Source organism: Paenibacillus woosongensis (assembly GCF_030122845.1).
Lineage (GTDB): Bacteria > Bacillota > Bacilli > Paenibacillales > Paenibacillaceae > Fontibacillus > Fontibacillus woosongensis_A.
The window spans coordinates 3,467,514-3,487,843 of the sequence record NZ_CP126084.1 but is presented as its reverse complement, the minus strand read 5'-3'; the positions used below and the strand labels follow the sequence as shown (position 1 = coordinate 3,487,843).

The window sequence follows — 20,330 nt, the reverse complement described above, 5'->3', positions numbered from 1 at the left end:
ATGATGAAGCATCCAGAACAATACCGGGGACGGCAGGTTGTCGTCCTGGGCCTGGCAAGAAGCGGTGTTCAAGTTGCCAAAACCCTGCATCGCCAAGGGGCGATCGTAACCGTTAACGATAAAAAGGACAGAGACCAATGTCCCGAAGCTTCTGAATTAGAGGCTTTGGGAATTTCTGTTCTATGCGGGGGGCACCCGGACGATCTGATACATCAGGGAATCGAGCTGGTCGTAAAAAATCCAGGCATTCCTTACAGCGCGCCGCCTGTCGTTAAAGCGCTTGAGCTGGGGATTGATGTCGTGACCGAAGTCGAAGTTGCCTACCGCTTATGCGCTGCGCCAATGATCGGCATAACGGGCTCAAACGGCAAGACGACGACGACGACCTGGATTGGCAGCATGCTGCAAAACGCGGGCCTTAATCCGATCGTCGCCGGCAACATCGGAACGCCCCTCTGCGAGGCAGCCGAGGCAGCCCGCGCGGACAACTGGATGGTTGTAGAACTGAGCAGCTTCCAGCTTAAAGGGACGCAGCAGTTTCGCCCTGCAATTGGGGTGCTGCTTAATGTCGCCGAGACCCATTTGGACTATCACGGCACGATGGAGGACTATGTTTCCTCGAAAGCGAAGCTGTTCGCCAATCAGACGGAAGCGGACACCGCCGTAATCAATTGGGATGATCCAATCTGCCGGGAGCTAGTCCCTTATATCCGGGCGAAGCTTTTTCCGTTTTCGATGACGGAGCGGCTAAAGGCCGAGGGAATTTATGTCGAACCTCCGTATTTGCCGCAAAATTCGGACTCCCAGCCAAGAACGGTCGTTTACAGGAATGCAGAGGGTGCCGTCATGGAGATTATTCGAGTGGACGAGATCGGCTTGCCGGGACGCTTCAACACAGAGAATGCTCTAGCTGCGATTGCCGCATGCCTTGCAGCAGGAGCAAGCCCTGAGCAGCTTGTTGAGCCGCTGTGCGCATTCCGTGGCGTGGAGCACCGGCTGGAGTACGTTGCCGTTAAAGAGGGTGTGACTTACTATAACAACTCGAAAGCGACGAACTCCAAGGCGACGACGATGGCTATCGAGGCGCTGGAGGCGCCGATTGTGCTCATCGCTGGAGGGCTGGACCGCGGCTCCGATTACATGGAGCTGGTTCCCGTATTTCGGGACAAGGTTAAAGCCGTTGTGGCGCTGGGAGAGACGAGGGAGAAAATAGCCCGCGTCGCCGAGCTGGCTGGATTATCGGACGCTTTGCTTGTCGATACTGGAGACAGTGCTGCCGAGACGCTGCGTACCGCGACCCTCCAGGCTGCCGGTCTGGCGGAGCCGGGGGATATCGTCCTGCTGTCGCCTGCTTGCGCCAGTTGGGACATGTTTGCTTCTTACGAGGAGCGGGGACGCATTTTTAAAGAGGCAGTGCATACCCTTTAAGTAGGGGGGTGGAAAAGCCCCTACTTTTGGTTAAGAGGTGGCTTCCACGATGGGCAAAAATCGCATGGCGCCGGATTTTTGGCTGCTGTCCAGCATATTGGGACTGTTGGCTATCGGAATTGTAATGGTATACAGTGCGGGCTCTGTACTCGCTTTCCATGATTACGGAGATTCTTTTTATTTCGTCAAACGACAGCTGTTGTTTGCTGTGCTAGGCCTTGTGGCTATGTTCTTCATGATGAATTTCGATTTTCGCCATCTGCGGAAATATGCCAAGCTGGGTCTGCTTGTCTGCTTTGTCCTGCTCGTTATTGTGCTTATTCCCGGCATAGGCGTTGTCCGGGGCGGTGCGCGAAGCTGGCTTGGCATCAGCTCCTTTGGGATTCAGCCTTCCGAGTTCATGAAGCTTGGAATGATTTTGTTCCTTTCCTACTGGTTAAGCAAGGAAGATTACAAGATTACGATATTTACAAAAGGGCTGCTGCCGCCTCTGGGCATCATGGGACTAGCGTTTGGCCTCATCATGCTGCAGCCGGATTTAGGAACCGGCACGGTCATGATGGGCGCATCCTTGCTGATCGTTTTTACCGCCGGAGCAAGAATCAGGCATTTGGCCGGGCTGGCTGCGATCGGAGCAGTCGGCTTCGTCGGGCTCATCTTGGCTGCGCCGTATCGTTTGCAGCGGATTACCGCCTTTCTCGATCCCTGGTCTGATCCGCTTGGCGCCGGATATCAAATCATTCAATCGCTGTATGCGATCGGTCCAGGTGGACTGGCAGGTCTGGGGCTGGGGATGAGCCGCCAGAAATACAGCTATGTTCCTGAGCCGCAGACGGATTTCATTTTCTCAATTTTGGCCGAGGAGCTTGGTTTTATCGGCGGATTACTAGTTCTATTACTGTTTCTCATCTTAGTGTGGAGGGGCATGAGAGTGGCGATGACAGTGGAAGACAGCTTCGGGAGCTTGCTTGCCGTCGGAATTGTCGGTATGGTAGCTGTACAGGTTGTTATCAATATCGGCGTCGTCATCGGTCTCATGCCTGTCACTGGCATCACCCTGCCGCTGATCAGCTACGGAGGCTCATCGCTTACGCTGATGCTGACGGCGCTTGGTATTCTATTGAATTTATCCCGTTATGCGAGGTGAACAAGTATGCGCGTCGTGCTAAGCGGCGGCGGAACGGGGGGACATATTTATCCCGCTCTGGCGATCGCAAAACAATGCGGTGCGGAATACCCTGATTCCGAATTTCTATATATTGGCGGCGAACGGGGGCTTGAGAGCTCTCTGGTGCCCAAAGAGAACATACCATTCAAAGCTATTAATATTACCGGCTTTCGCCGGAAATTGTCGTTTGATAACGTTAAAACGATTGTTCGTTTCGTGAAGGGCGTGCGTACTTCCAAACGGCTTCTGAGAGAGTTCAAGCCGGATGTGGTGATTGGAACGGGAGGATACGTCTGTGGTCCCGTCGTCTATGCAGCGGCGAAGCTCGGCATTCCGAGCATTATCCATGAACAGAATGCGGTACCCGGACTGACGAATCGTTTTTTGAGCAAATACGTATCCACGGTAGCAGTCAGCTTCGAAGGATCGGGTGCTGCCTTTCCGGCGGCGAAGAAAATTCTGTATACCGGGAATCCTCGGGCCACGACTGTTTTTGAAGCGGATAAAACCAAGGGATATGCTTCGCTGGGGCTTCCGCCGAACAGCCCGATCGTTCTCGTTGTCGGGGGAAGCCGCGGGGCAAAAGCGATCAACGAAGCGATGATCGATATGGCGTCTTCCGTCTCTCAGCTGGGGCATATTTCTTTTATTTATGTTACCGGCGAAAGCTACTATGAAACTACAAAGTCGGCAATCGCTGCCAAACTAGGCGAGATTCCGGGGAACTTGCGGGTGCTGCCTTACGTGCACAATATGCCGGAGGTGCTGGCATGTACCTCGTTGATTGTGAACCGGGCCGGAGCGTCCTTCCTGGCTGAGATTACCGCCCTGGGCATCCCGTCTATCCTGATTCCGTCGCCGAACGTCACGAACAATCATCAGGAGAAAAATGCGAGATCGCTGGAGACATCGGGAGCAGCCGAGGTGATCCTCGAGCCCCAATTAAACGGCGGCAAATTGTTTGCGGCGATTGAACGAATTATGACGGAAGCTTCCCTTCACGGAAAAATGTCAGCAGCAGCAAGGAAGCTCGGCAAGCCGGAATCGGCTCATTTGATCGTGGAGGAAATGCGGCGGCTTGTTCGAAGTCAAGGAAAACGATAGAGTACTGCCGGTGCTGGGCCTTTGTCACACTCTTACTTCAGAGGGCATAATATACCATATAAATCGTGACAATCCATGCGGGGACCAGAAGGAAAGACGTCTTCCTGCGTCGTCTCCGCGAACCCATGCAGCCGGTGGAAATATACGGATAGAACCGATCATCGGACGGCCTGACTACCGGACGGGATTCGGCATGTTAGTCAAGGAGGGATTTTCAGATGCAGCAATGGATATCGAAATTGTCAGAGCAGGAAGTGGGCAAGGTCTTGCCAAACGAGCCGATGTCGAAGTATACGACATGGAAAATAGGAGGGCCGGCCGACGCTCTAATCATCCCAGAGAACAAGCGGCAGCTGGCAAATTTGATTCGCCAGCTTCATGAAGAGCAAATTCCTTGGTTAATGGTAGGCAAGGGCTCCAACATGCTTGTATCCGATAAGGGCATTCGCGGTGCGGTAATTAAGCTGGGCAGGGAAATGGAGCAGATCCAATTTCGGGGAACCGAGGCCGAAGCGGGGGGAGGCGCCTCGTTCGTGAGATTGAGCATTATGGCGGGGAAGGAAGGCATGACCGGTCTGGAATTTGCTGGGGGGATTCCAGGAACCGTCGGTGGAGCCGTATATATGAACGCTGGCGCTCACGGGTCTGATGTGTCACGCATATTTAAATCCGCTGAAATTGTTCTGGAGACGGGTGAGTTGGTAACTTACAATGCGCAGGATATGGATTTCTCGTACCGCCATTCCATCTTGCATGGGAGCCGCGGAGTAGTGGCCAATGCCATCTTCACCCTGAAGGAAGGGGATCGTTTGGAGATCGCGGCTGCCATGGCTACCTATAAGGATCGCCGCCGCAAGACTCAGCCGTTGCAGCAGCCCTGCGCGGGCAGCGTATTCCGTAATCCGCCACAGGATCATGCGGCAAGGCTGATCGAAGCGGCAGGACTTAAGGGGAGGAGTATAGGCGGAGCGCAAATATCCGAGCTGCATGCCAATTTCATTGTCAATACGGGGCAAGCGACAGCAGAGGACGTTCTCGCGCTCATGGAGCTAATCAAGGATACCATAGCCTCAAAATATGATATCGCTTTGGTGCCGGAGGTTTACTTCGTGGGTGAACGGTAAACTCGGAGGTGATACATTGGACAAATTGGTGATTGAAGGCGGGCGACCCCTATCAGGAACCATTCAAATCCATGGAGCGAAAAATGCCGCACTGCCTATCTTGGCTGCCAGCTTGCTGTCTGAGGGGGCGGTGCAACTTCGAAATGTTCCTCGTTTGCTCGATATTGATGTTATGCTTGGCATTTTGAGCCGATTAGGCTGTAAAACGGTTCATAAGGACGACACCGTCATGGTCGATGCCAGCGGAGCGGATTCCAGCCATGTGCCTGAGGATTTGATGAAGCAGATGCGCTCTTCTATTTTTTTGATGGGGCCGCTGCTGGCAAGGTTCAAGGAAGTATGCATATATCAGCCCGGCGGATGCGCGATCGGCGAACGGAAAATCGACCTGCATTTACGGGGATTACAGGCTCTTGGAGCCGTAATCGAGGAGAATGATCATCAGATTTGGTGCAGGGCGAGCAAACTTGTGGGCAGTGACATTCATCTTGATTTTCCGAGCGTCGGCGCTACGGAGAACATTATGATGGCTGCGGCGCTGGCTGAAGGAACTACCGTAATTACGAATGCGGCACGGGAGCCCGAAATCCAGGACCTGCAAAATTTTCTTAATCGCATGGGCGCGAGCATCATGGGGGCCGGTACCGACACGATTACGATCCAGGGGGTAAAGCGGCTCAGCCCGTGCGATTACGAGATCATTCCCGATCGGATCGTGGCGGGCACAGCGCTCATTGCCGCAGCAGCCACAAGAGGAACGGTCACCCTGACGCACTGCAATCCTTCCCATCTGGTCTCTCTGCTTCATGTGCTGCGCCGGGCAGGTGTTCAAATAAGCACCTACAATGATATAATAACGGTAAGCAGCATAGGCCGCCTTAAAGCGGTAGAACGTATCATTACTTCACCTTATCCTTCTTTTCCTACAGATTTACAGTCCCAGGTTATGGTGCTTCTATCTTTAGCTGACGGGGTTAGCTTAATGAAGGAAACGGTGTTTGAAGGTCGATTCAAGCATGTTGATGAATTAGTGCGGATGGGTGCGGATATTTCCGTTGATATGAACGCAGCGATTATTCGCGGGGTGCCTAGACTGTATGGCGCTACCGTGGAGGCGACGGATTTGAGAGCCGGTGCCGCACTCGTGATTGCCGGATTAGCCGCGCAAGGCAAGACGATCGTTGAGCGAGTATATCACATTGACCGTGGTTATGATCGGATAGAAATGATGTTTCAGCGGCTTGGAGGCGTCGTGAGACGTGATGCTCCTGTACTCAAGCAGCTGGATCTGGCCTAATGATGCCTTGAATTATCCCCTCCGCCGGAGGGGATAAAGGCTTTGCACATTACAATAATACGGAGAAAAGTTATGTCTAAAGCCAATATGCCGGTGTTGAAGCAACCAAAACCGAAAAGAAGAAGCAGCAAAAAAGTAGCCGGGATTTTAATTCTCCTGTGCCTGTCTTTGCTCGCAGTGCTTTTTTTTCGTTCTTCTTTAAGCAAAATTTCCAGCATTACGTTTGAAGGAAGCTCGTATACGCCAAATGAGGACTTGCTGGAAATCAGCGGCCTCAAGGTGGGCGCTCCATTTTTTGGGACGAGCTCGGATACGATAGCGAGGCGTATGACGAAGATTCCGTCCATTGAGGATGTCGAGGTGAACAAATCCTTTCCCGGAGGAATTACGATCCGTGTTAAGGAATATCCGCTGGCAGCTTATGAACTGACCGTGGATGAAGGGTTGAAGGGTTTTCTAGCCAATGGGACAAAAATCAGCCTGGGGATCGGATCGATGCCGATGGAGAAGCCGATCTTGACGGGATGGAAGGCGGATGATCCGAATTTGTCCAAGCTTTGCCAAGTTCTCGCGCAAATCCCGGATGACCAGGTATCTGACATTTCGGAAATCGTGCCTTCACCTACCTTGTCATATCCGGATCGGATCAAGCTGTATACCGGCTCCAAATTTGAGGTGGTGACAGCCATTTCGCTTCTTTCGAAGAAGCTTGAGTACATGAACTCCATTTTGGAGTCCCAGGATCCCGGAATACTTACTATGCTTGAAGCGGATTCCTATGTCCCTTACGAGCCGCATGACGATCAAAATGATACTACTCATGAATGAGAAACAATGATAAAATACATTTTATGGGCTGGTTTTTAAAGAAGCCCTTTTGTCTAATTTTATAGCATTGGACATAAAGGTCTGGGAACCTATTATATCGTTACCTTTATCCTACTTTATGCAAAAGATGGAATTCAAAAAAATTGTAGAAAAAAGAGGGAAAGGTCAAACGATGTTGAATATGTAGAGTGTGTGTTTTATAAGGCTATAACAATTTTGAATGGGAAATAGGAGGTGCCAGAGCTTGAGCAACAATGACATCATTGTTAGTTTGGACATCGGTACATCCAAAGTTCGTGCTATTATTGGGGAAATTAGTAATGGAACCTTTAATATTATTGGAGTTGGATCGGCCGACTCGGAAGGAATTCGTAAAGGCGCGATTGTAGATATTGACCAAACCGTACAATCGATCCGCAGCGCTGTTGATCATGCGGAACGGATGGTAGGTATTCAAATATCGGAAGTATACGTCGGCATTTCGGGAAATCATATCGGACTCCAGACGAGCCACGGGGTGGTAGCCGTACAGAACGAAGACCGCGAAATCGGTGAAGACGACATCGACCGTGTGTTGAAAGCAGCGGAAGTGATTGCGCTGCCTCCGGAGCGGGAAATTATTGATGTGGTCGCCAAGCAATACATTGTGGACGGCCTTGAAGGGATACAAGACCCCCGCGGCATGATCGGGGTTCGTCTGGAGGTCGAAGCAACGATAATTACCGGCGCAAAGACAGCGATACATAATTTGCTTCGTTGCGTGGAGAAGTCCGGGCTGAAAGTAAGCGATTTGGTATTGCTGTCCCTTGGAGCAGGCCAGCTTGCATTATCCAAGGATGAGAAGACGATGGGCTCTGTGCTGGTAGACATCGGCGCGGGATCCACGACGATTGCAGTATTCGAGAGCGGGACAATTACAGCGACATCTACGCTTCCGATAGGGGGAGAATTTATAACGAATGACATTGCTTACGGCCTTCGCACGTTAACGGACCAAGCGGAGAAGGTGAAGCTCAAGTACGGCTGCGCCTCTATCGAGGATTCGGCGGCGGACGTAACCTTCAAGGTTACGAGAATCGGCAGCAATGTAGACAAGGAATTTACCCAAGAGGATTTGGCTGCCATTGCCGAGCCACGCGTTCAGGAAATATTTCAAATGATCCGGCAGGAAGTCAAACGGCTCGGTTACAACGAGCTCCCCGGAGGTTATATACTTACGGGAGGAACCGTGTCTATGCCCGGGCTTCTCAAAGTTGCTCAGGAGGAACTGGCTGCTTCCGTGAGGGTCGCTGTACCGGATTATATCGGTGTCCGTGATCCTGGATACACGGGAGGCGTTGGCATATTATACAAGGTTATCAAAAATATCCGCGTCCGGAATACCGGCAACGGTGCAAAGAAGACAACCAATCGGAATAAACCGGTAACTACCCAGGAGAGCGCGAGCAAACCAGGGATCATGGAACGTCTGAAGAGTCTATTCAGTGAATTCATTTAACTTCTAAATGGACGGGCCATCCATGCACAATGAGGGGGAGATGGAAGAGTATGTTGGAATTTGATTTTGAAATGGAGAGTTTGGCTCAAATAAAAGTCATTGGTGTTGGCGGTGGCGGTAGCAATGCTGTGAACAGAATGATCGAGAACGGGGTGCAGGGAGTCGAATTCATTACGGTGAATACGGATGCTCAAGCCCTTCATCTAGCCAAGTCCGAGCATAAGCTGCAAATCGGGGATAAGCTGACCCGCGGACTTGGAGCGGGCGCGAACCCTGAGGTGGGCAAGAAAGCGGCAGAAGAGTCCCGCGAGTTGATTGCCAACACACTGAAGGGTGCGGACATGGTGTTTGTAACAGCCGGTATGGGCGGCGGAACGGGGACGGGAGCCGCTCCGGTCATTGCGGAAATCGCCAAAGAGTGCGGCGCGTTGACTGTAGGCGTAGTGACCCGGCCGTTTACCTTCGAGGGACGCAAGCGTTCTTCGCATGCCGAGCATGGCATCGAAGCATTAAAGGAGAAGGTAGATACCCTTATCGTTATTCCTAATGATCGTCTTCTTGAGATCGTAGATAAGAAAACGCCGATGCTGGAAGCGTTCCGCGAGGCGGATAATGTGCTGCGTCAAGCGGTACAGGGCATTTCTGACCTAATTGCCGTACCGGGTCTGATCAACCTTGACTTTGCCGACGTGAAGACGATTATGACTGAACGCGGATCCGCCCTGATGGGGATTGGTGAAGCTACGGGCGAGAATCGTGCGGCAGAAGCTGCTCGCAAAGCGATCATGAGTCCGTTGCTCGAGACTTCGATTGAAGGCGCTCGAGGCGTAATTATGAATATTACAGGTGGATCGAACCTGTCCCTATACGAGGTTAATGAGGCAGCTGAGATCGTCATCTCTGCTTCTGATCCGGAAGTTAATATGATCTTCGGTGCAATTATTGATGAGAGTTTGAAGGAAGAGATCAAGGTAACGGTCATTGCGACCGGATTCGAGCATAAGTCTTCGGCAGTGCCAGTCCGCAAGCCGGGTGCAGACACAGCCGAAACGCAAGATAGCCGTGCGGCATCCTCGTTGAGACCTTTTGGAAACCAGCCAAGCGGTGATCAACTGGACATCCCAACCTTCCTCCGCAACCGTTCCCGTCACAATAACGATTAAGTTTGACCAAATCTCCCCAAAATCTAAACCTCTATTCCACATCTCGTGGAATAGAGGTTTTTTGCATTGCTCGACAAAACTAGTACTTATCTTCACCCAATTTTAGACAGACTTTACGATGGCATCTCTTTATACTGATAGCAACTCCTGTGGCTTTAGGAAGGCTCTTCTACCATCACAAGAAGAAGATTAGGGAGGGCTGGGGCAGGTGAACCGAAGTGGTCGTTTATCTCGATCTCATATTTCTTATGAACCTGCTGATCGATGCGAGCTTGCTGCTGATGACGGCCTGGATCAGGAGGCAGCGGGTGAGGGCATGGCGGATCACGGCCTCGGCGGCTGTGGGAGCTGCTTATGTCCTGATGATGTTTCTTCCGGAGCTATCTTTTCTATTTACCTTCCTGGTAAAGTTTTTATTCTCCGTCGTCATGCTATGGATCGCGTTCGGTTATGCTAGTCTGCAAAACTACTTGCGGAATATGGGGGCCTTCTACATGGTGAATTTTGCAGCGGCCGGCGGCATTTTGGGCATTCATTATCTGCTGCAGAATTCTGGGGAAGTGTGGAGTGGAATTTGGTATTCTGCTTCCGGGGGGCTTGGCTTTTCGCTCGAAGTAGGTTCAATATTTACGATCATTGTCTTTTTTATAGTTGTTCTATGGTTTAAGGCGGTTGTCTCCTCAAGGCGTGCAGTGGAGCGCGTAGAAAGCTGCTTGGCTGAAGTACAAGTACGCATCGATGAGACGACGGTACGGTGCATGGGGCTTGTCGATACGGGCAATCAACTGAAGGATCCGTTGACGAGATGGCCCGTCATGGTCATGGAAGCCTCGTTATGGGACCAGATGCTGCCGGAATCTTTTTTAAGCCGGCTAGCTGCGGAGCAAGCGGACAACCTCATCATGGAGTGGAGCGACGAGGATTCGTTTCCATGGAGGGACCGTTTGCGGCTAGTTCCTTACCGGGGAATTAATAAAGGCTCTCAGTTTATGATCGCGCTGAAGCCGGATGAAGTGTCGGTTGTTCAGGAAGGGCGGACGGTGACGACGGGCCGGGTACTAATTGGATTGGACGGGGGGCGGTTGTCCATGGAATCTGCCTACCGCGCGATCATTCATCCGGTGCTGCTCGAAGGGATGGCGGGGCGGGAAGAGGAGTATCTTGTCAGTACATCAGGATCGTGATATAGGAGGAAATGAAATGCGTGTTAGATGGAAGTTGATGCTGCAATTACAATATTATCGGCTGTTGTTCCTGTTCGGGCTCAAAAGCGAGGAAATCTACTATATCGGGGGGAGCGAGGCGCTGCCGCCTCCTTTGACGAGGGAAGAAGAAGAATATTTGCTGCAGCGCCTTTCCTCGGGAGATTCCGCAATTCGAGCCATGCTCATCGAACGAAATCTGCGTCTGGTTGTTTACATCGCCCGGAAATTTGAAAATACCGGAATCAACATTGAAGATCTCGTGTCGATCGGGGCCATCGGACTGATCAAAGCCGTTAATACGTTCGATCCAGAGAAGAAGATTAAGCTGGCAACGTATGCTTCCCGCTGCATCGAGAATGAAATATTAATGTATTTACGGCGCAACAGCAAAATACGCACAGAAGTATCTTTCGACGAACCGCTCAACATTGATTGGGACGGCAATGAGCTTCTGCTCTCCGACGTGCTTGGCACGGAGAATGATACGATTTACCGCAATATCGAGGAACAGGTCGACCGCAAGCTGCTGCACAAAGCGCTTGATAAGCTGAGCGAGCGGGAGCGACTGATTATGGAGCTGCGCTTCGGCCTCGTTGACGGCGATGAGAAGACGCAGAAGGACGTGGCTGACTTGCTGGGAATATCGCAATCTTACATTTCCCGGCTGGAAAAGAGGATCATCAAACGTCTCCGCAAGGAGTTCAATAAGATGGTCTAGAGGTCATAAACAAAGGAATAAAAATACAGCCCCGGGAGATAATGATCATTAAGTTTCTCCTTGGGAGGTAAAGACACGATGACCCGAAACAAAGTCGAGATTTGCGGTGTAGACACTGCAAAATTGCCCGTTCTAACCAATGTGGAAATGCGCGAGTTGTTCCGCTCCCTGCAGCAGGACAATGAAAGATCAGCCAGAGAAAAGTTAGTGAATGGCAACCTTAGGCTAGTGCTGAGTGTCATCCAGCGATTCAACAATCGGGGGGAGTTTGTAGACGATTTATTTCAAGTCGGCTGCATTGGACTCATGAAAGCCATCGATAATTTCGATTTATCGCAGAACGTTAAATTCTCTACCTATGCCGTACCCATGATCATCGGGGAAATCCGGCGGTATTTAAGGGATAACAATCCGATCCGGGTATCCCGCAGCCTGCGCGACATTGCGTATAAGGCGCTGCAAATGCGCGACAGTCTGACCAACCAGAATTCGCGGGAGCCAACGATCTTCGAAATTTCCGAAGCGCTAGGTTTGCCGAAGGAGGATGTGGTATTTGCCCTGGATGCCATCCAGGATCCAGTCTCTTTGTTTGAACCCATTTACCATGACGGCGGCGATCCGATCTATGTTATGGATCAAATTAGCGACGATAAGAACAAGGATGTATCCTGGATCGAAGAGATCGCCTTGCGTGAGGCGATGCAGCGGCTGAACCGCCGCGAGAAGATGATTCTATCGATGCGATTCTTCGAAGGAAAGACGCAAATGGAGGTCGCCGATGAAATTGGCATCTCTCAGGCGCAAGTTTCGAGGCTTGAGAAATCCGCTATTTTACAAATGCAGAAGCACGTTAAGTCTTAAATCATGGGTTCCTTCGGGAGCCCTTTTTTTTGAATTTAAAGGAAAGAAACCTTTTTCTTATTTGTCCGTCGGGTTCTTTAAATGTTTTGCGGACGATCATCATATACATATTACAAACGATTGGCGGGAGGCTGGCATGAAAATATCTGATTTTCAAACGAAGGATGTCATCAATGTCGTTGACGGCAAAAGGCTGGGGCATATTAGCGATTTAGAGCTTGATCTGCAGCAGGGTGTCATTGAAGCCATCGTGGTTCCGGTCAATACGAAATTTATGGGCTTGTTTGGGGGAGGGAGCGATCTCATTATTCCCTGGAAAAACATCGTGAAGATCGGTTCAGACGTCGTATTGGTCAAAATGGACGGCTTGGCCCAAAGCGGCGTCCAGCAATTTGAGACGACTGTCTATATCGACCGGGACGGGAGAGCAGAACGCCGAGGCTAGAATTCAGGGAATTCGGCGGGCTGCCTCTTCGAAAAGCGGTTCGCCTTATGGTAAACTTGAGTTTACAGTACCATTTCAGGATATGAAATGATAAAGAGGTGGATGATGGAGCCGTTTAAACGGAAAGCTATAGAAAGGAATGGCCAGCCCGAAACGTTTATGCTGGAGAGCTGGAACGGCATGCTGCCCGGATTAAGCGCCGGCTTTAGCGGCCGAAATGGCGGGGTAGGCAGCTCCCCTTACGATTCGCTGAACCTGGCCTACCATGTCGGCGATGATCAGGCCGCTGTGCTGGATAACCGCATCATCCTGGCGGAGTTTCTGGACTTTGAGCCCGGGCAGTGGACCTGCGGCGAGCAGGTTCATGGGACGCATGTTGCTATAGTGAAGCATTCCGATACAGGCAAAGGTTATTTGGATCGGGAAAGCGCCTTTCAGAATACGGACGGTCTAGTAACCAACGTTCGCGGAGTTTTGCTGACCTCGTTTTATGCCGATTGTGTTCCGCTCTACTTCCTTGACCCAGTCCAGGGAGCTGTAGGATTGGCTCATGCCGGCTGGAAAGGCACGGTAGGTCATATCGCAGCCGCGGTCATAGAGACGATGGAGAGAGAGTATGGAAGCCGTAGAGAGGATATTCGGGCGGCCATCGGACCGTCAATCGGGGAATGCTGCTACGAGGTCGATGAAGCGGTCATGTCCAAGGTGAGAGCCGGGCTTCCCGCAGGCGAGACGGTCGCTGCGTTCACAGCGCCGTCCGTTAATCCGGACCGATGCATGCTGAACTTGAAAGAATTGAATCGAATCATTATGATAAAAGCAGGAATATTGCCGACTCATATCGAATGTACAACATGGTGTACAAGCTGCCATCCCGATAAGTTCTTCTCTTATCGCAAACAGAACGGAGTAACCGGCAGGATGGCCAGCTGGATTGGCATGAAAGAGAGGTGATCCTTTCTTTGTCGCTCAAAGATCGGATACAGCAGGTGGAACACCGCATCCAAGCAGCTTGCGAACGAAGCGGCCGCCGGCGGGACGACGTCAACGTCGTCGCAGTGACGAAGTATGTAGGCCTGGAGACGACAGGCTTGCTGCTGGATGAAGGCATCGTTCATATCGGCGAGAACCGTCCGCAGAACGCGGTTCCTAAATGGGAGGCGCTGGAAGGACGGGGAGTATGGCATTTCATCGGCCATTTGCAGACCAATAAAGTAAGGGACGTCATTGGCAAATTTCAATATATTCATTCCTTGGATCGTCTGTCCTTAGCCAAGGAGCTAGAGAAGAGGGCAGCAGCTCAAGGGATTACCGTTTCTGCGTTTCTGCAGGTGAACGTATCCGGGGAAACGTCCAAGCATGGAGTTAGCCCTGAAGAGGCGGCTGATTTGCTGAGGGAAATCGCCTCTTATCCTCACATCAGAATAATTGGACTTATGACTATGGCGCCGATCGAGGATGACCCGGAGCTGACACGGCCGGTATTCCGGGGACTCCGCGAGCTAAGGGATCGGCTGAATGCCCAGAAAATTACGAAGGAACCGTTAACCGAGCTGTCGATGGGGATGTCGGGAGATTTTGAAGTAGCGATTGAGGAAGGAGCGACATGGGTTCGCTTGGGTACAATTCTAGTAGGGAAAGGGGAGGAGATGTAATGGGTGTTATGAATCGGTTTATGAATTTTCTGGGCCTTCAGGAAGAAGAAGAAATCGTGGAGCGCGAGAAGCTTCAGGAGCAAGAGGAAGCCGAGTTTGAAGCTCCTAGCTTCGAGGCTCGGCGGAATCAGAAATTGAACAATGTAGTCAGTATCCATTCCCAGAAGAACGTGAAGGTTATCCTGTATGAGCCGCGTTCTTACGATGAGGCGCAGGAAATCGCGGATCATTTGCGCTCGCACCGGTCTGTCGTCGTGAACCTGCAAAGGGTCCGCAACGATCAGGCGATGCGCATTATTGATTTTCTCAGCGGCACGATCTATGCGCTCAGCGGCAGCATTTCCAAAATCGGCGGCAACATATTTCTCTGTACCCCGGATACAGTAGAAATACAAGGCTCGATTACGGAAATTCTGACCGAAGAACACGAATATAACAGAATGAGGTGAAGGCAGCTTGGGATTTGATATTTATCGCTTGATTTGGACGCTGCATGATATATATTTTTACATGATTTTGATTTATATTTTGATGTCATGGGTGCCAAACGCCCGTGAGAGCTTTATTGGAGAACTGCTTGGCAAGGTGGTCGAGCCCTTTTTGGCCCCGTTCAGACGCTTTATTCCGCCGATTATGGGTATGATCGACATTTCGCCGATCGTCGCTATTTTCGTACTGCGGATGGCCGTTTTCGGCTTGATTGGCGTGCTGAGCTACGTGCTGGGGTAACGGTAGCGTATGCGGTCTAACATCCATGAACATTTTCTCCCGGAAGAGCGCCCGTTCGTTGACCGGGCCTGGGAGTGGGTTGTGAATGCAGGGGATTATCATGAAGCGAAATTAAGCGACTTCCTGGACCCGCGGCAATGCCACATCGTGGAGAGCCTGGCGAATCGCCATGCCGATGTCCGCATCCGGTTGGATGGCGGGTTCCCGGAGGCGGAACGGAAGCGGGCGCTGATCGCACCCGATTACCGGGAAATTGAGGCGGAGCCGATGAACATGAAGGTGCTCAGCATCACGTCGGATGACCAGAAGCTGGCTTCGCTTCAGCACGGCGATTATTTGGGAGCCATTCTGGGGCTCGGGCTCAAAAGGGATAAAATCGGCGACATTCATGTCCGTGAAGACGGATGCCATGTCATTGTGGCCGAGGAAATCTCCGCCTTTTTGGATATGAATTTGCGCCAGGTGCACCGGGTGAGCGTGGCGACCGAGGTGCTGGGACTCGAGGCGCTTAGAACGGCAGATGCTGTGCTGGAGCCGCTGGATATCACGGTGGCTTCTTTACGTTTGGACGGGATCGCAAGCGACGTGTTCCGTTTGAGCCGGAGCAAAATCGTCGTGCCAATCAAGGCGGGCCGCTGCCGGGTGAACTGGAAGACGGAGGAGGATCCGTCCAAACCGTTAAAACCAGGCGACATTGTAGCGCTCCAAGGATTCGGCAGATTCAAGGTGTTGGAGGCGGACGGCATGACGAAAAAGGGCAGACACCGTGTCCGAATTGGTAAATTTGTGTGAAGGCTTTGCAGGAGTTCGGGGATTCCTGTCGAATTTAACAACAACACTTGTGCTGTAATGCTTCTAAGTTTAATGTGTGTTCAAAAAGTCAGACTTGGGGAGTTTTTGAACAACCTTAACAGAAGCTTCGAATTTTCTAGGAGGTGCGCAACATGCCATTAACGCCGCTGGATATACATAATAAAGAATTCTCCAGACGTATTCGCGGTTACGATGAAGATGAAGTCAATGAATTTCTTGATCAGGTGATCAAAGATTACGAGATCGTGATCCGTGAGAACAAGGAGCTCCAGAGCCAGCTGCTGGCCGTACAGGAGCGGTTGGATCATTTTGCAAATATTGAAGAAACACTCAGCAAGACGATCATCGTGGCGCAGGAAGCGGCGGATGAAGTGAAGAACAACGCCAAGAAGGAAGCGCAGCTCATCGTAAAGGAAGCTGAGAAGAACGCCGATCGGATCGTCAATGAATCGCTCGCGAAATCGCGCAAGATCGCGATGGAAGTCGAGGAACTGAAGAAGCAGGCTTCGATTTATCGCGCCCGTTTCCGTACGCTGGTCGAGGCCCAGCTCGATCTGCTCAGCCATGACGGCTGGGAGTCGCTTGAAGACCGTGAACGCCTTGAGGATCGCGACCGTGAACGCGACCGTGAAATTAAGGAGATTTACTAAAACGTCTGCCTTGTTGACAGAGCGGGGCATCATAAGTTATAACTATAGACATATTAAATTGTGAATATAGATTTGATGATGGGAACCAGTACGCTGTGGTTTTGTTCTCAGAGAGTTGACGATTTGCTGCGAGTCAACGTTCAAGACACAGACGGAATATCATCCCGGAGAAGATGAGCTGAGATTTCCGCTGTGGAAAGCGTAAGCTATATCCGGCTGCCGGCCGTTATACCGGCCCCATATGAAGCGTATGGGATCAGAGTGCCATGCTGTCCGAGTCGGAGCGTTCCGGATGGGAAGCAGTATGGAACAAGGGTGGTAACGCGAGATAAGAGTCTCGTCCCTTTTGGGGCGGGGCTTTTTTTGTTGCCTATAGAGGTTGCTGCAGCCTGTTAGATTTTAAAGCTAATAATATGCATTGAAAGGAAGTCGCTACAAAATGAGAAAAGTAGATGTCAAAGAACCAGCGCGCGCCCGCGATCAGCGTATCCTGGCCAAATGGAAGCAGGAAAATACGTTCAAACGCAGCATGGAAAACCGTGAAGGCCGCCCGAACTATGTATTCTATGAAGGCCCGCCTACCGCAAACGGCGCTCCGCATATCGGCCACGTTCTAGGCCGTGTAATCAAGGACTTTATCGGCCGTTATCAGACGATGAACGGCTACCGCGTGGTCCGCAAAGCCGGCTGGGATACACACGGATTGCCGGTTGAGCTTGGCGTCGAGAAGCAGCTCGGCATTTCCGGCAAGCAGGAAATCGAGAAATACGGTGTCGAGAAGTTCGTGAAGAAGTGTAAGGATAGCGTGTTCGAATACGAGAAGCAATGGCGTGAATTGACGGAAGGGATCGCCTACTGGACTGATCTCGATAATCCGTATATCACCTTGCAAAATTCGTATATCGAAAGTGTGTGGAATATTTTGTCCACCATTCACCAGAAGGGGCTGCTGTACCGCGGTCATCGCGTAAGCCCGTACTGCCCGTGCTGCCAAACGACGCTCAGCTCCCATGAGGTTGCTCAAGGCTATGAAGACGTCAAGGATTTGAGCGCTACGGCGAAGTTCAAGCTTAAGGACAGCGGCGAATATGTGCTTGCCTGGACGACGACGCCTTGGACGCTACCTTCGCACGTGGCCCTAGCCGTGAATCCGGAATTGGAATACGTTCGTGCGAAGCAGGACGACGGCGTTTATATCGTTGCCAAAAATCTGGCGGACGACGTGCTCAAAGGCGAATTCGAGATCTTGTCCACGTTAAAGGGAGCCGAGCTTGTTGGCAAGTCCTATACTCCGCCATTTAACTACGTTTCGCCGGAGAACGGACTCGTCATACTTGGCGCAGACTTCGTCACGGATGCGAGCGGTACAGGGATCGTTCATATGGCCCCTGCTCATGGCGAAGACGACTATAGAGTGTGCCGCGAGAATAAGGTGGAATTCGTCAGCGTCGTCAACTCGCAAGGACGCTATACGGACGAGGTAACAGAATTTGCTGGCCGCTTCGTGAAGGACTGCGATCTCGACATCGTCAAATGGCTCTCGGAACGAGGACTGCTGTATTCTAAAGAGAAATACGAGCACAGCTATCCATTCTGCTGGCGCTGTAAATCACCGCTGCTCTACTATGCGATGGAGAGCTGGTTTATTGAGACGACCGCGGTCAAGGATCAACTAATCGCCAACAACAATAACGTGCAATGGTATCCGAGTCATATCCGCGAAGGCCGCTTTGGCAAGTTCCTCGAAGATCTGGTTGATTGGAACATCAGCCGCAACCGTTACTGGGGCACCCCGCTGAACGTCTGGGTGTGCAGCTCCTGTAAGGGCGAATACGCTCCTTCGAGCCATAAGGATTTGCGCGACAATGCCGTTGGTCATGTATCCGAGGATCTTGAGCTGCACAAGCCTTACGTGGATGAGGTGAAGCTCCATTGCCCGCACTGCGACGGCGGAATCATGGAGCGCACATCCGAGGTGATCGACGTCTGGTTCGATAGCGGCTCGATGCCTTTCGCCCAGTATCATTACCCGTTCGGCGATCAAAAAGTATTCGAGGAGCAGTACCCGGCCGATATGATTTGCGAAGGGATCGATCAGACACGCGGCTGGTTCTACAGCTTGCTTGCTGTATCGACGCTCTTTAATGGCAAGGCACCTTATAAGGCCGTGATTTCGACGGGGCATATTCTTGACGAGAATGGACAGAAGATGTCTAAATCCAAGGGGAACGTCATCGATCCTTGGGATATCATCAATGAATTCGGAGCGGATGCTTTCCGGTGGGCCTTGCTGTCCGACAGCGCGCCATGGAACAGCAAGCGTTTCTCGAAGGGCATCGTGGCTGAGGCGAAATCCAAAGTTGTGGACACGCTGGTGAACACGCACTCTTTCTTGACGCTATATGCGGCAATCGACGGATTCAAGCCGGAGGAGCATGAATTCCGCCCTTCGAAGAGCAAGCTGGACCGCTGGATTCTATCCAGACTGAATAGCTTGATCCAGGTTGTAAGCAAAGGACTTGCCGTGAACGATTTCCTGAACCCGGCCAAAGCGATCGAAGGCTTTATCGATGAGCTGAGCAACTGGTATATCCGCCGTTCGCGCGACCGTTTCTGGGGTAGCGGTCTCGGAGAGGATAAAGTATCCGCTTATCAGACCCTAATCAACGTGCTGCTGACGCTTTCCAAGCTGATGGCGCCATACACGCCGCTATTGGCAGAGGATATTTATACGAATCTTGGCGGTGGCGAGAGCGTGCATTTGGATGATTATCCGAAGGCTGACGAAGCGCTGATCGACGAGAAGCTGGAGAAGGATATGGAGGCAGCACGTCAGATCGTCGAACTGGCCCGCAACGTACGGAATGAGACCGGAATCAAAACACGCCAGCCGCTGACGAGCCTGATCGTCTCAATGGATCACGATTTTGCGGTGAGCGAATACGAGGGAATTATCAAGGACGAGATTAACGTCAAGCAAATTGAACTGGAGACAAGCGACAGCGGATTCGTCGATTTTACGCTGAAGCTGAACTTGAAAGTCGCTGGTAAGAAATACGGCAAAAACGTAGGATTCCTGCAAGGCTTTCTAAAAGGACTGGCGCCAGAGGATACCCGCCGGGCAGTAGAAAGCGGAGCGATCCATGTTACTTCTCCGGAAGGGGAAGAGCTGCAGATTACGGCGGATGAGCTGCTGATCGACAAGCAGGCGAAGCCTGGCTTTGCTTCCGCATCAGGTTATGGCATTACGGTAGCACTGAACACCGATATTACGCCGGAGCTTGAGCAGGAGGGCTGGGTGCGCGAGGTCGTTCGGGCCGTACAGGATACCCGCAAGAAGCTGGATCTGCCGATCGAGAAGCGAGTGCATCTGGTCCTTGATGTGGACGAGGAGCTGAAAGCGGCGATCGAGGCATTTGAACAGGTGCTTCGCGATAACGTCCTGATCACAGATGTAACGTTTGGCAAGCCAGAAGGCGAAGCTGAAATTGCGGATCTCGGCACGAAGAAGATCGGAATCCAAATCAAGGGCTAATCGCTGTATGGCAGCCCTGACTGAAGGTCATAATATCTAGAACCCAAGCGCAAACGAGCTCAGGTTATTCCCTTATTCAAGGAAGCCTGGCTCGTTTGCGTTCAATTCA

19 protein-coding genes and 1 other annotated feature are annotated in these 20,330 nt (G+C 51.5%); all 19 genes read left to right on the top strand.

All coding sequences use genetic code 11. The features are described from left to right. Positions 1–3: 3 nt before the first annotated feature. The 19 genes from murD to ileS all read left to right on the top strand — a co-directional run bounded on the left by murD (position 4) and on the right by ileS (position 20,221). On the top strand, positions 4–1,428 hold the full coding sequence (gene murD / locus QNH46_RS16135; RefSeq protein ID WP_283925183.1) for a UDP-N-acetylmuramoyl-L-alanine--D-glutamate ligase: 1,425 nt from the start codon (positions 4–6) through the stop codon (positions 1,426–1,428). 49 nt (positions 1,429–1,477) lie between these two features. Further along, positions 1,478–2,575, top strand: coding sequence for a stage V sporulation protein E (gene spoVE, locus QNH46_RS16130; protein ID WP_213590247.1), 1,098 nt, complete (start codon positions 1,478–1,480; stop codon positions 2,573–2,575). Between the two features lie 6 nt (positions 2,576–2,581). Then, the gene (gene murG / locus QNH46_RS16125; RefSeq protein ID WP_283925182.1) at positions 2,582–3,700 is read left to right on the top strand and encodes an undecaprenyldiphospho-muramoylpentapeptide beta-N-acetylglucosaminyltransferase; all 1,119 of its coding nucleotides are present in this window, start codon (positions 2,582–2,584) and stop codon (positions 3,698–3,700) included. A gap of 218 nt (positions 3,701–3,918) precedes the next feature. Beyond that, the gene (murB, locus tag QNH46_RS16120; protein WP_213590251.1) at positions 3,919–4,824 is read left to right on the top strand and encodes a UDP-N-acetylmuramate dehydrogenase; all 906 of its coding nucleotides are present in this window, start codon (positions 3,919–3,921) and stop codon (positions 4,822–4,824) included. Between the two features lie 16 nt (positions 4,825–4,840). Continuing rightward, the gene (murA, locus tag QNH46_RS16115) at positions 4,841–6,121 is read left to right on the top strand and encodes a UDP-N-acetylglucosamine 1-carboxyvinyltransferase (protein ID WP_244996369.1); all 1,281 of its coding nucleotides are present in this window, start codon (positions 4,841–4,843) and stop codon (positions 6,119–6,121) included. A gap of 72 nt (positions 6,122–6,193) precedes the next feature. Then, the gene (locus QNH46_RS16110; protein WP_213590255.1) at positions 6,194–6,949 is read left to right on the top strand and encodes a cell division protein FtsQ/DivIB; all 756 of its coding nucleotides are present in this window, start codon (positions 6,194–6,196) and stop codon (positions 6,947–6,949) included. A 244-nt stretch (positions 6,950–7,193) separates the two neighbouring features. Beyond that, positions 7,194–8,447: a cell division protein FtsA gene (gene ftsA, locus QNH46_RS16105; protein WP_213590257.1), complete on the top strand. Its 1,254-nt coding sequence runs from the start codon at positions 7,194–7,196 to the stop codon at positions 8,445–8,447. Between the two features lie 50 nt (positions 8,448–8,497). Beyond that, complete coding sequence (gene ftsZ, locus QNH46_RS16100) at positions 8,498–9,610, top strand: cell division protein FtsZ (protein ID WP_155610389.1); 1,113 nt, start codon at positions 8,498–8,500, stop codon at positions 9,608–9,610. A 218-nt stretch (positions 9,611–9,828) separates the two neighbouring features. After that, positions 9,829–10,794 (top strand): sigma-E processing peptidase SpoIIGA, encoded by a 966-nt coding sequence (gene spoIIGA / locus QNH46_RS16095; RefSeq protein WP_283925181.1) that lies wholly within the window; start codon positions 9,829–9,831, stop codon positions 10,792–10,794. Positions 10,795–10,810: 16 nt separating this feature from the next. After that, a complete protein-coding gene (sigE, locus tag QNH46_RS16090; protein ID WP_155610388.1) occupies positions 10,811–11,533 on the top strand; it encodes an RNA polymerase sporulation sigma factor SigE in 723 nt (240 codons plus the stop codon). Positions 11,534–11,611: 78 nt separating this feature from the next. Next, entirely contained in the window at positions 11,612–12,394 is a 783-nt protein-coding gene (sigG, locus tag QNH46_RS16085) for an RNA polymerase sporulation sigma factor SigG (RefSeq protein WP_155610387.1), read from the top strand. Between the two features lie 136 nt (positions 12,395–12,530). Further along, positions 12,531–12,839: a YlmC/YmxH family sporulation protein gene (locus QNH46_RS16080; RefSeq protein ID WP_155610386.1), complete on the top strand. Its 309-nt coding sequence runs from the start codon at positions 12,531–12,533 to the stop codon at positions 12,837–12,839. A 105-nt stretch (positions 12,840–12,944) separates the two neighbouring features. Next, positions 12,945–13,793: a peptidoglycan editing factor PgeF gene (gene pgeF, locus QNH46_RS16075; protein WP_283925180.1), complete on the top strand. Its 849-nt coding sequence runs from the start codon at positions 12,945–12,947 to the stop codon at positions 13,791–13,793. Between the two features lie 8 nt (positions 13,794–13,801). Next, the gene (locus tag QNH46_RS16070; RefSeq protein ID WP_283925179.1) at positions 13,802–14,494 is read left to right on the top strand and encodes a YggS family pyridoxal phosphate-dependent enzyme; all 693 of its coding nucleotides are present in this window, start codon (positions 13,802–13,804) and stop codon (positions 14,492–14,494) included. After that, on the top strand, positions 14,494–14,943 hold the full coding sequence (locus QNH46_RS16065; protein WP_155610383.1) for a cell division protein SepF: 450 nt from the start codon (positions 14,494–14,496) through the stop codon (positions 14,941–14,943). Before QNH46_RS16070 ends, QNH46_RS16065 begins: the two co-directional genes overlap by 1 nt. A 61-nt stretch (positions 14,944–15,004) precedes the next feature. Then, entirely contained in the window at positions 15,005–15,223 is a 219-nt protein-coding gene (locus tag QNH46_RS16060; protein ID WP_230873748.1) for a YggT family protein, read from the top strand. Between the two features lie 9 nt (positions 15,224–15,232). Beyond that, positions 15,233–16,015 carry a YlmH family RNA-binding protein gene (locus tag QNH46_RS16055; protein ID WP_283925178.1) on the top strand — a complete coding sequence of 261 codons (783 nt, stop codon included), beginning with the start codon at positions 15,233–15,235 and terminating at the stop codon, positions 16,013–16,015. 152 nt (positions 16,016–16,167) lie between these two features. Further along, positions 16,168–16,686 (top strand): DivIVA domain-containing protein, encoded by a 519-nt coding sequence (locus QNH46_RS16050; RefSeq protein WP_213590266.1) that lies wholly within the window; start codon positions 16,168–16,170, stop codon positions 16,684–16,686. Positions 16,687–16,752: 66 nt separating this feature from the next. Continuing rightward, positions 16,753–17,034 (top strand) — a binding site (T-box leader). A gap of 91 nt (positions 17,035–17,125) precedes the next feature. Then, positions 17,126–20,221 carry an isoleucine--tRNA ligase gene (ileS, locus tag QNH46_RS16045; RefSeq protein WP_283925177.1) on the top strand — a complete coding sequence of 1,032 codons (3,096 nt, stop codon included), beginning with the start codon at positions 17,126–17,128 and terminating at the stop codon, positions 20,219–20,221. Positions 20,222–20,330: the final 109 nt, after the last annotated feature.

Coding starts and splice junctions, on each gene's coding strand:
- murD (WP_283925183.1), top strand. CDS start 4: ATGAAGCATCCAGAACAATACCGGGGACGGCAGGTTGTCGTCCTGGGC.
- spoVE (WP_213590247.1), top strand. CDS start 1,478: ATGGGCAAAAATCGCATGGCGCCGGATTTTTGGCTGCTGTCCAGCATA.
- murG (WP_283925182.1), top strand. CDS start 2,582: ATGCGCGTCGTGCTAAGCGGCGGCGGAACGGGGGGACATATTTATCCC.
- murB (WP_213590251.1), top strand. CDS start 3,919: ATGCAGCAATGGATATCGAAATTGTCAGAGCAGGAAGTGGGCAAGGTC.
- QNH46_RS16110 (WP_213590255.1), top strand. CDS start 6,194: ATGTCTAAAGCCAATATGCCGGTGTTGAAGCAACCAAAACCGAAAAGA.
- ftsZ (WP_155610389.1), top strand. CDS start 8,498: ATGTTGGAATTTGATTTTGAAATGGAGAGTTTGGCTCAAATAAAAGTC.
- sigE (WP_155610388.1), top strand. CDS start 10,811: ATGCGTGTTAGATGGAAGTTGATGCTGCAATTACAATATTATCGGCTG.
- sigG (WP_155610387.1), top strand. CDS start 11,612: ATGACCCGAAACAAAGTCGAGATTTGCGGTGTAGACACTGCAAAATTG.
- QNH46_RS16080 (WP_155610386.1), top strand. CDS start 12,531: ATGAAAATATCTGATTTTCAAACGAAGGATGTCATCAATGTCGTTGAC.
- pgeF (WP_283925180.1), top strand. CDS start 12,945: ATGGAGCCGTTTAAACGGAAAGCTATAGAAAGGAATGGCCAGCCCGAA.
- QNH46_RS16065 (WP_155610383.1), top strand. CDS start 14,494: ATGGGTGTTATGAATCGGTTTATGAATTTTCTGGGCCTTCAGGAAGAA.
- QNH46_RS16060 (WP_230873748.1), top strand. CDS start 15,005: ATGATTTTGATTTATATTTTGATGTCATGGGTGCCAAACGCCCGTGAG.
- QNH46_RS16055 (WP_283925178.1), top strand. CDS start 15,233: ATGCGGTCTAACATCCATGAACATTTTCTCCCGGAAGAGCGCCCGTTC.
- QNH46_RS16050 (WP_213590266.1), top strand. CDS start 16,168: ATGCCATTAACGCCGCTGGATATACATAATAAAGAATTCTCCAGACGT.
- ileS (WP_283925177.1), top strand. CDS start 17,126: ATGAGAAAAGTAGATGTCAAAGAACCAGCGCGCGCCCGCGATCAGCGT.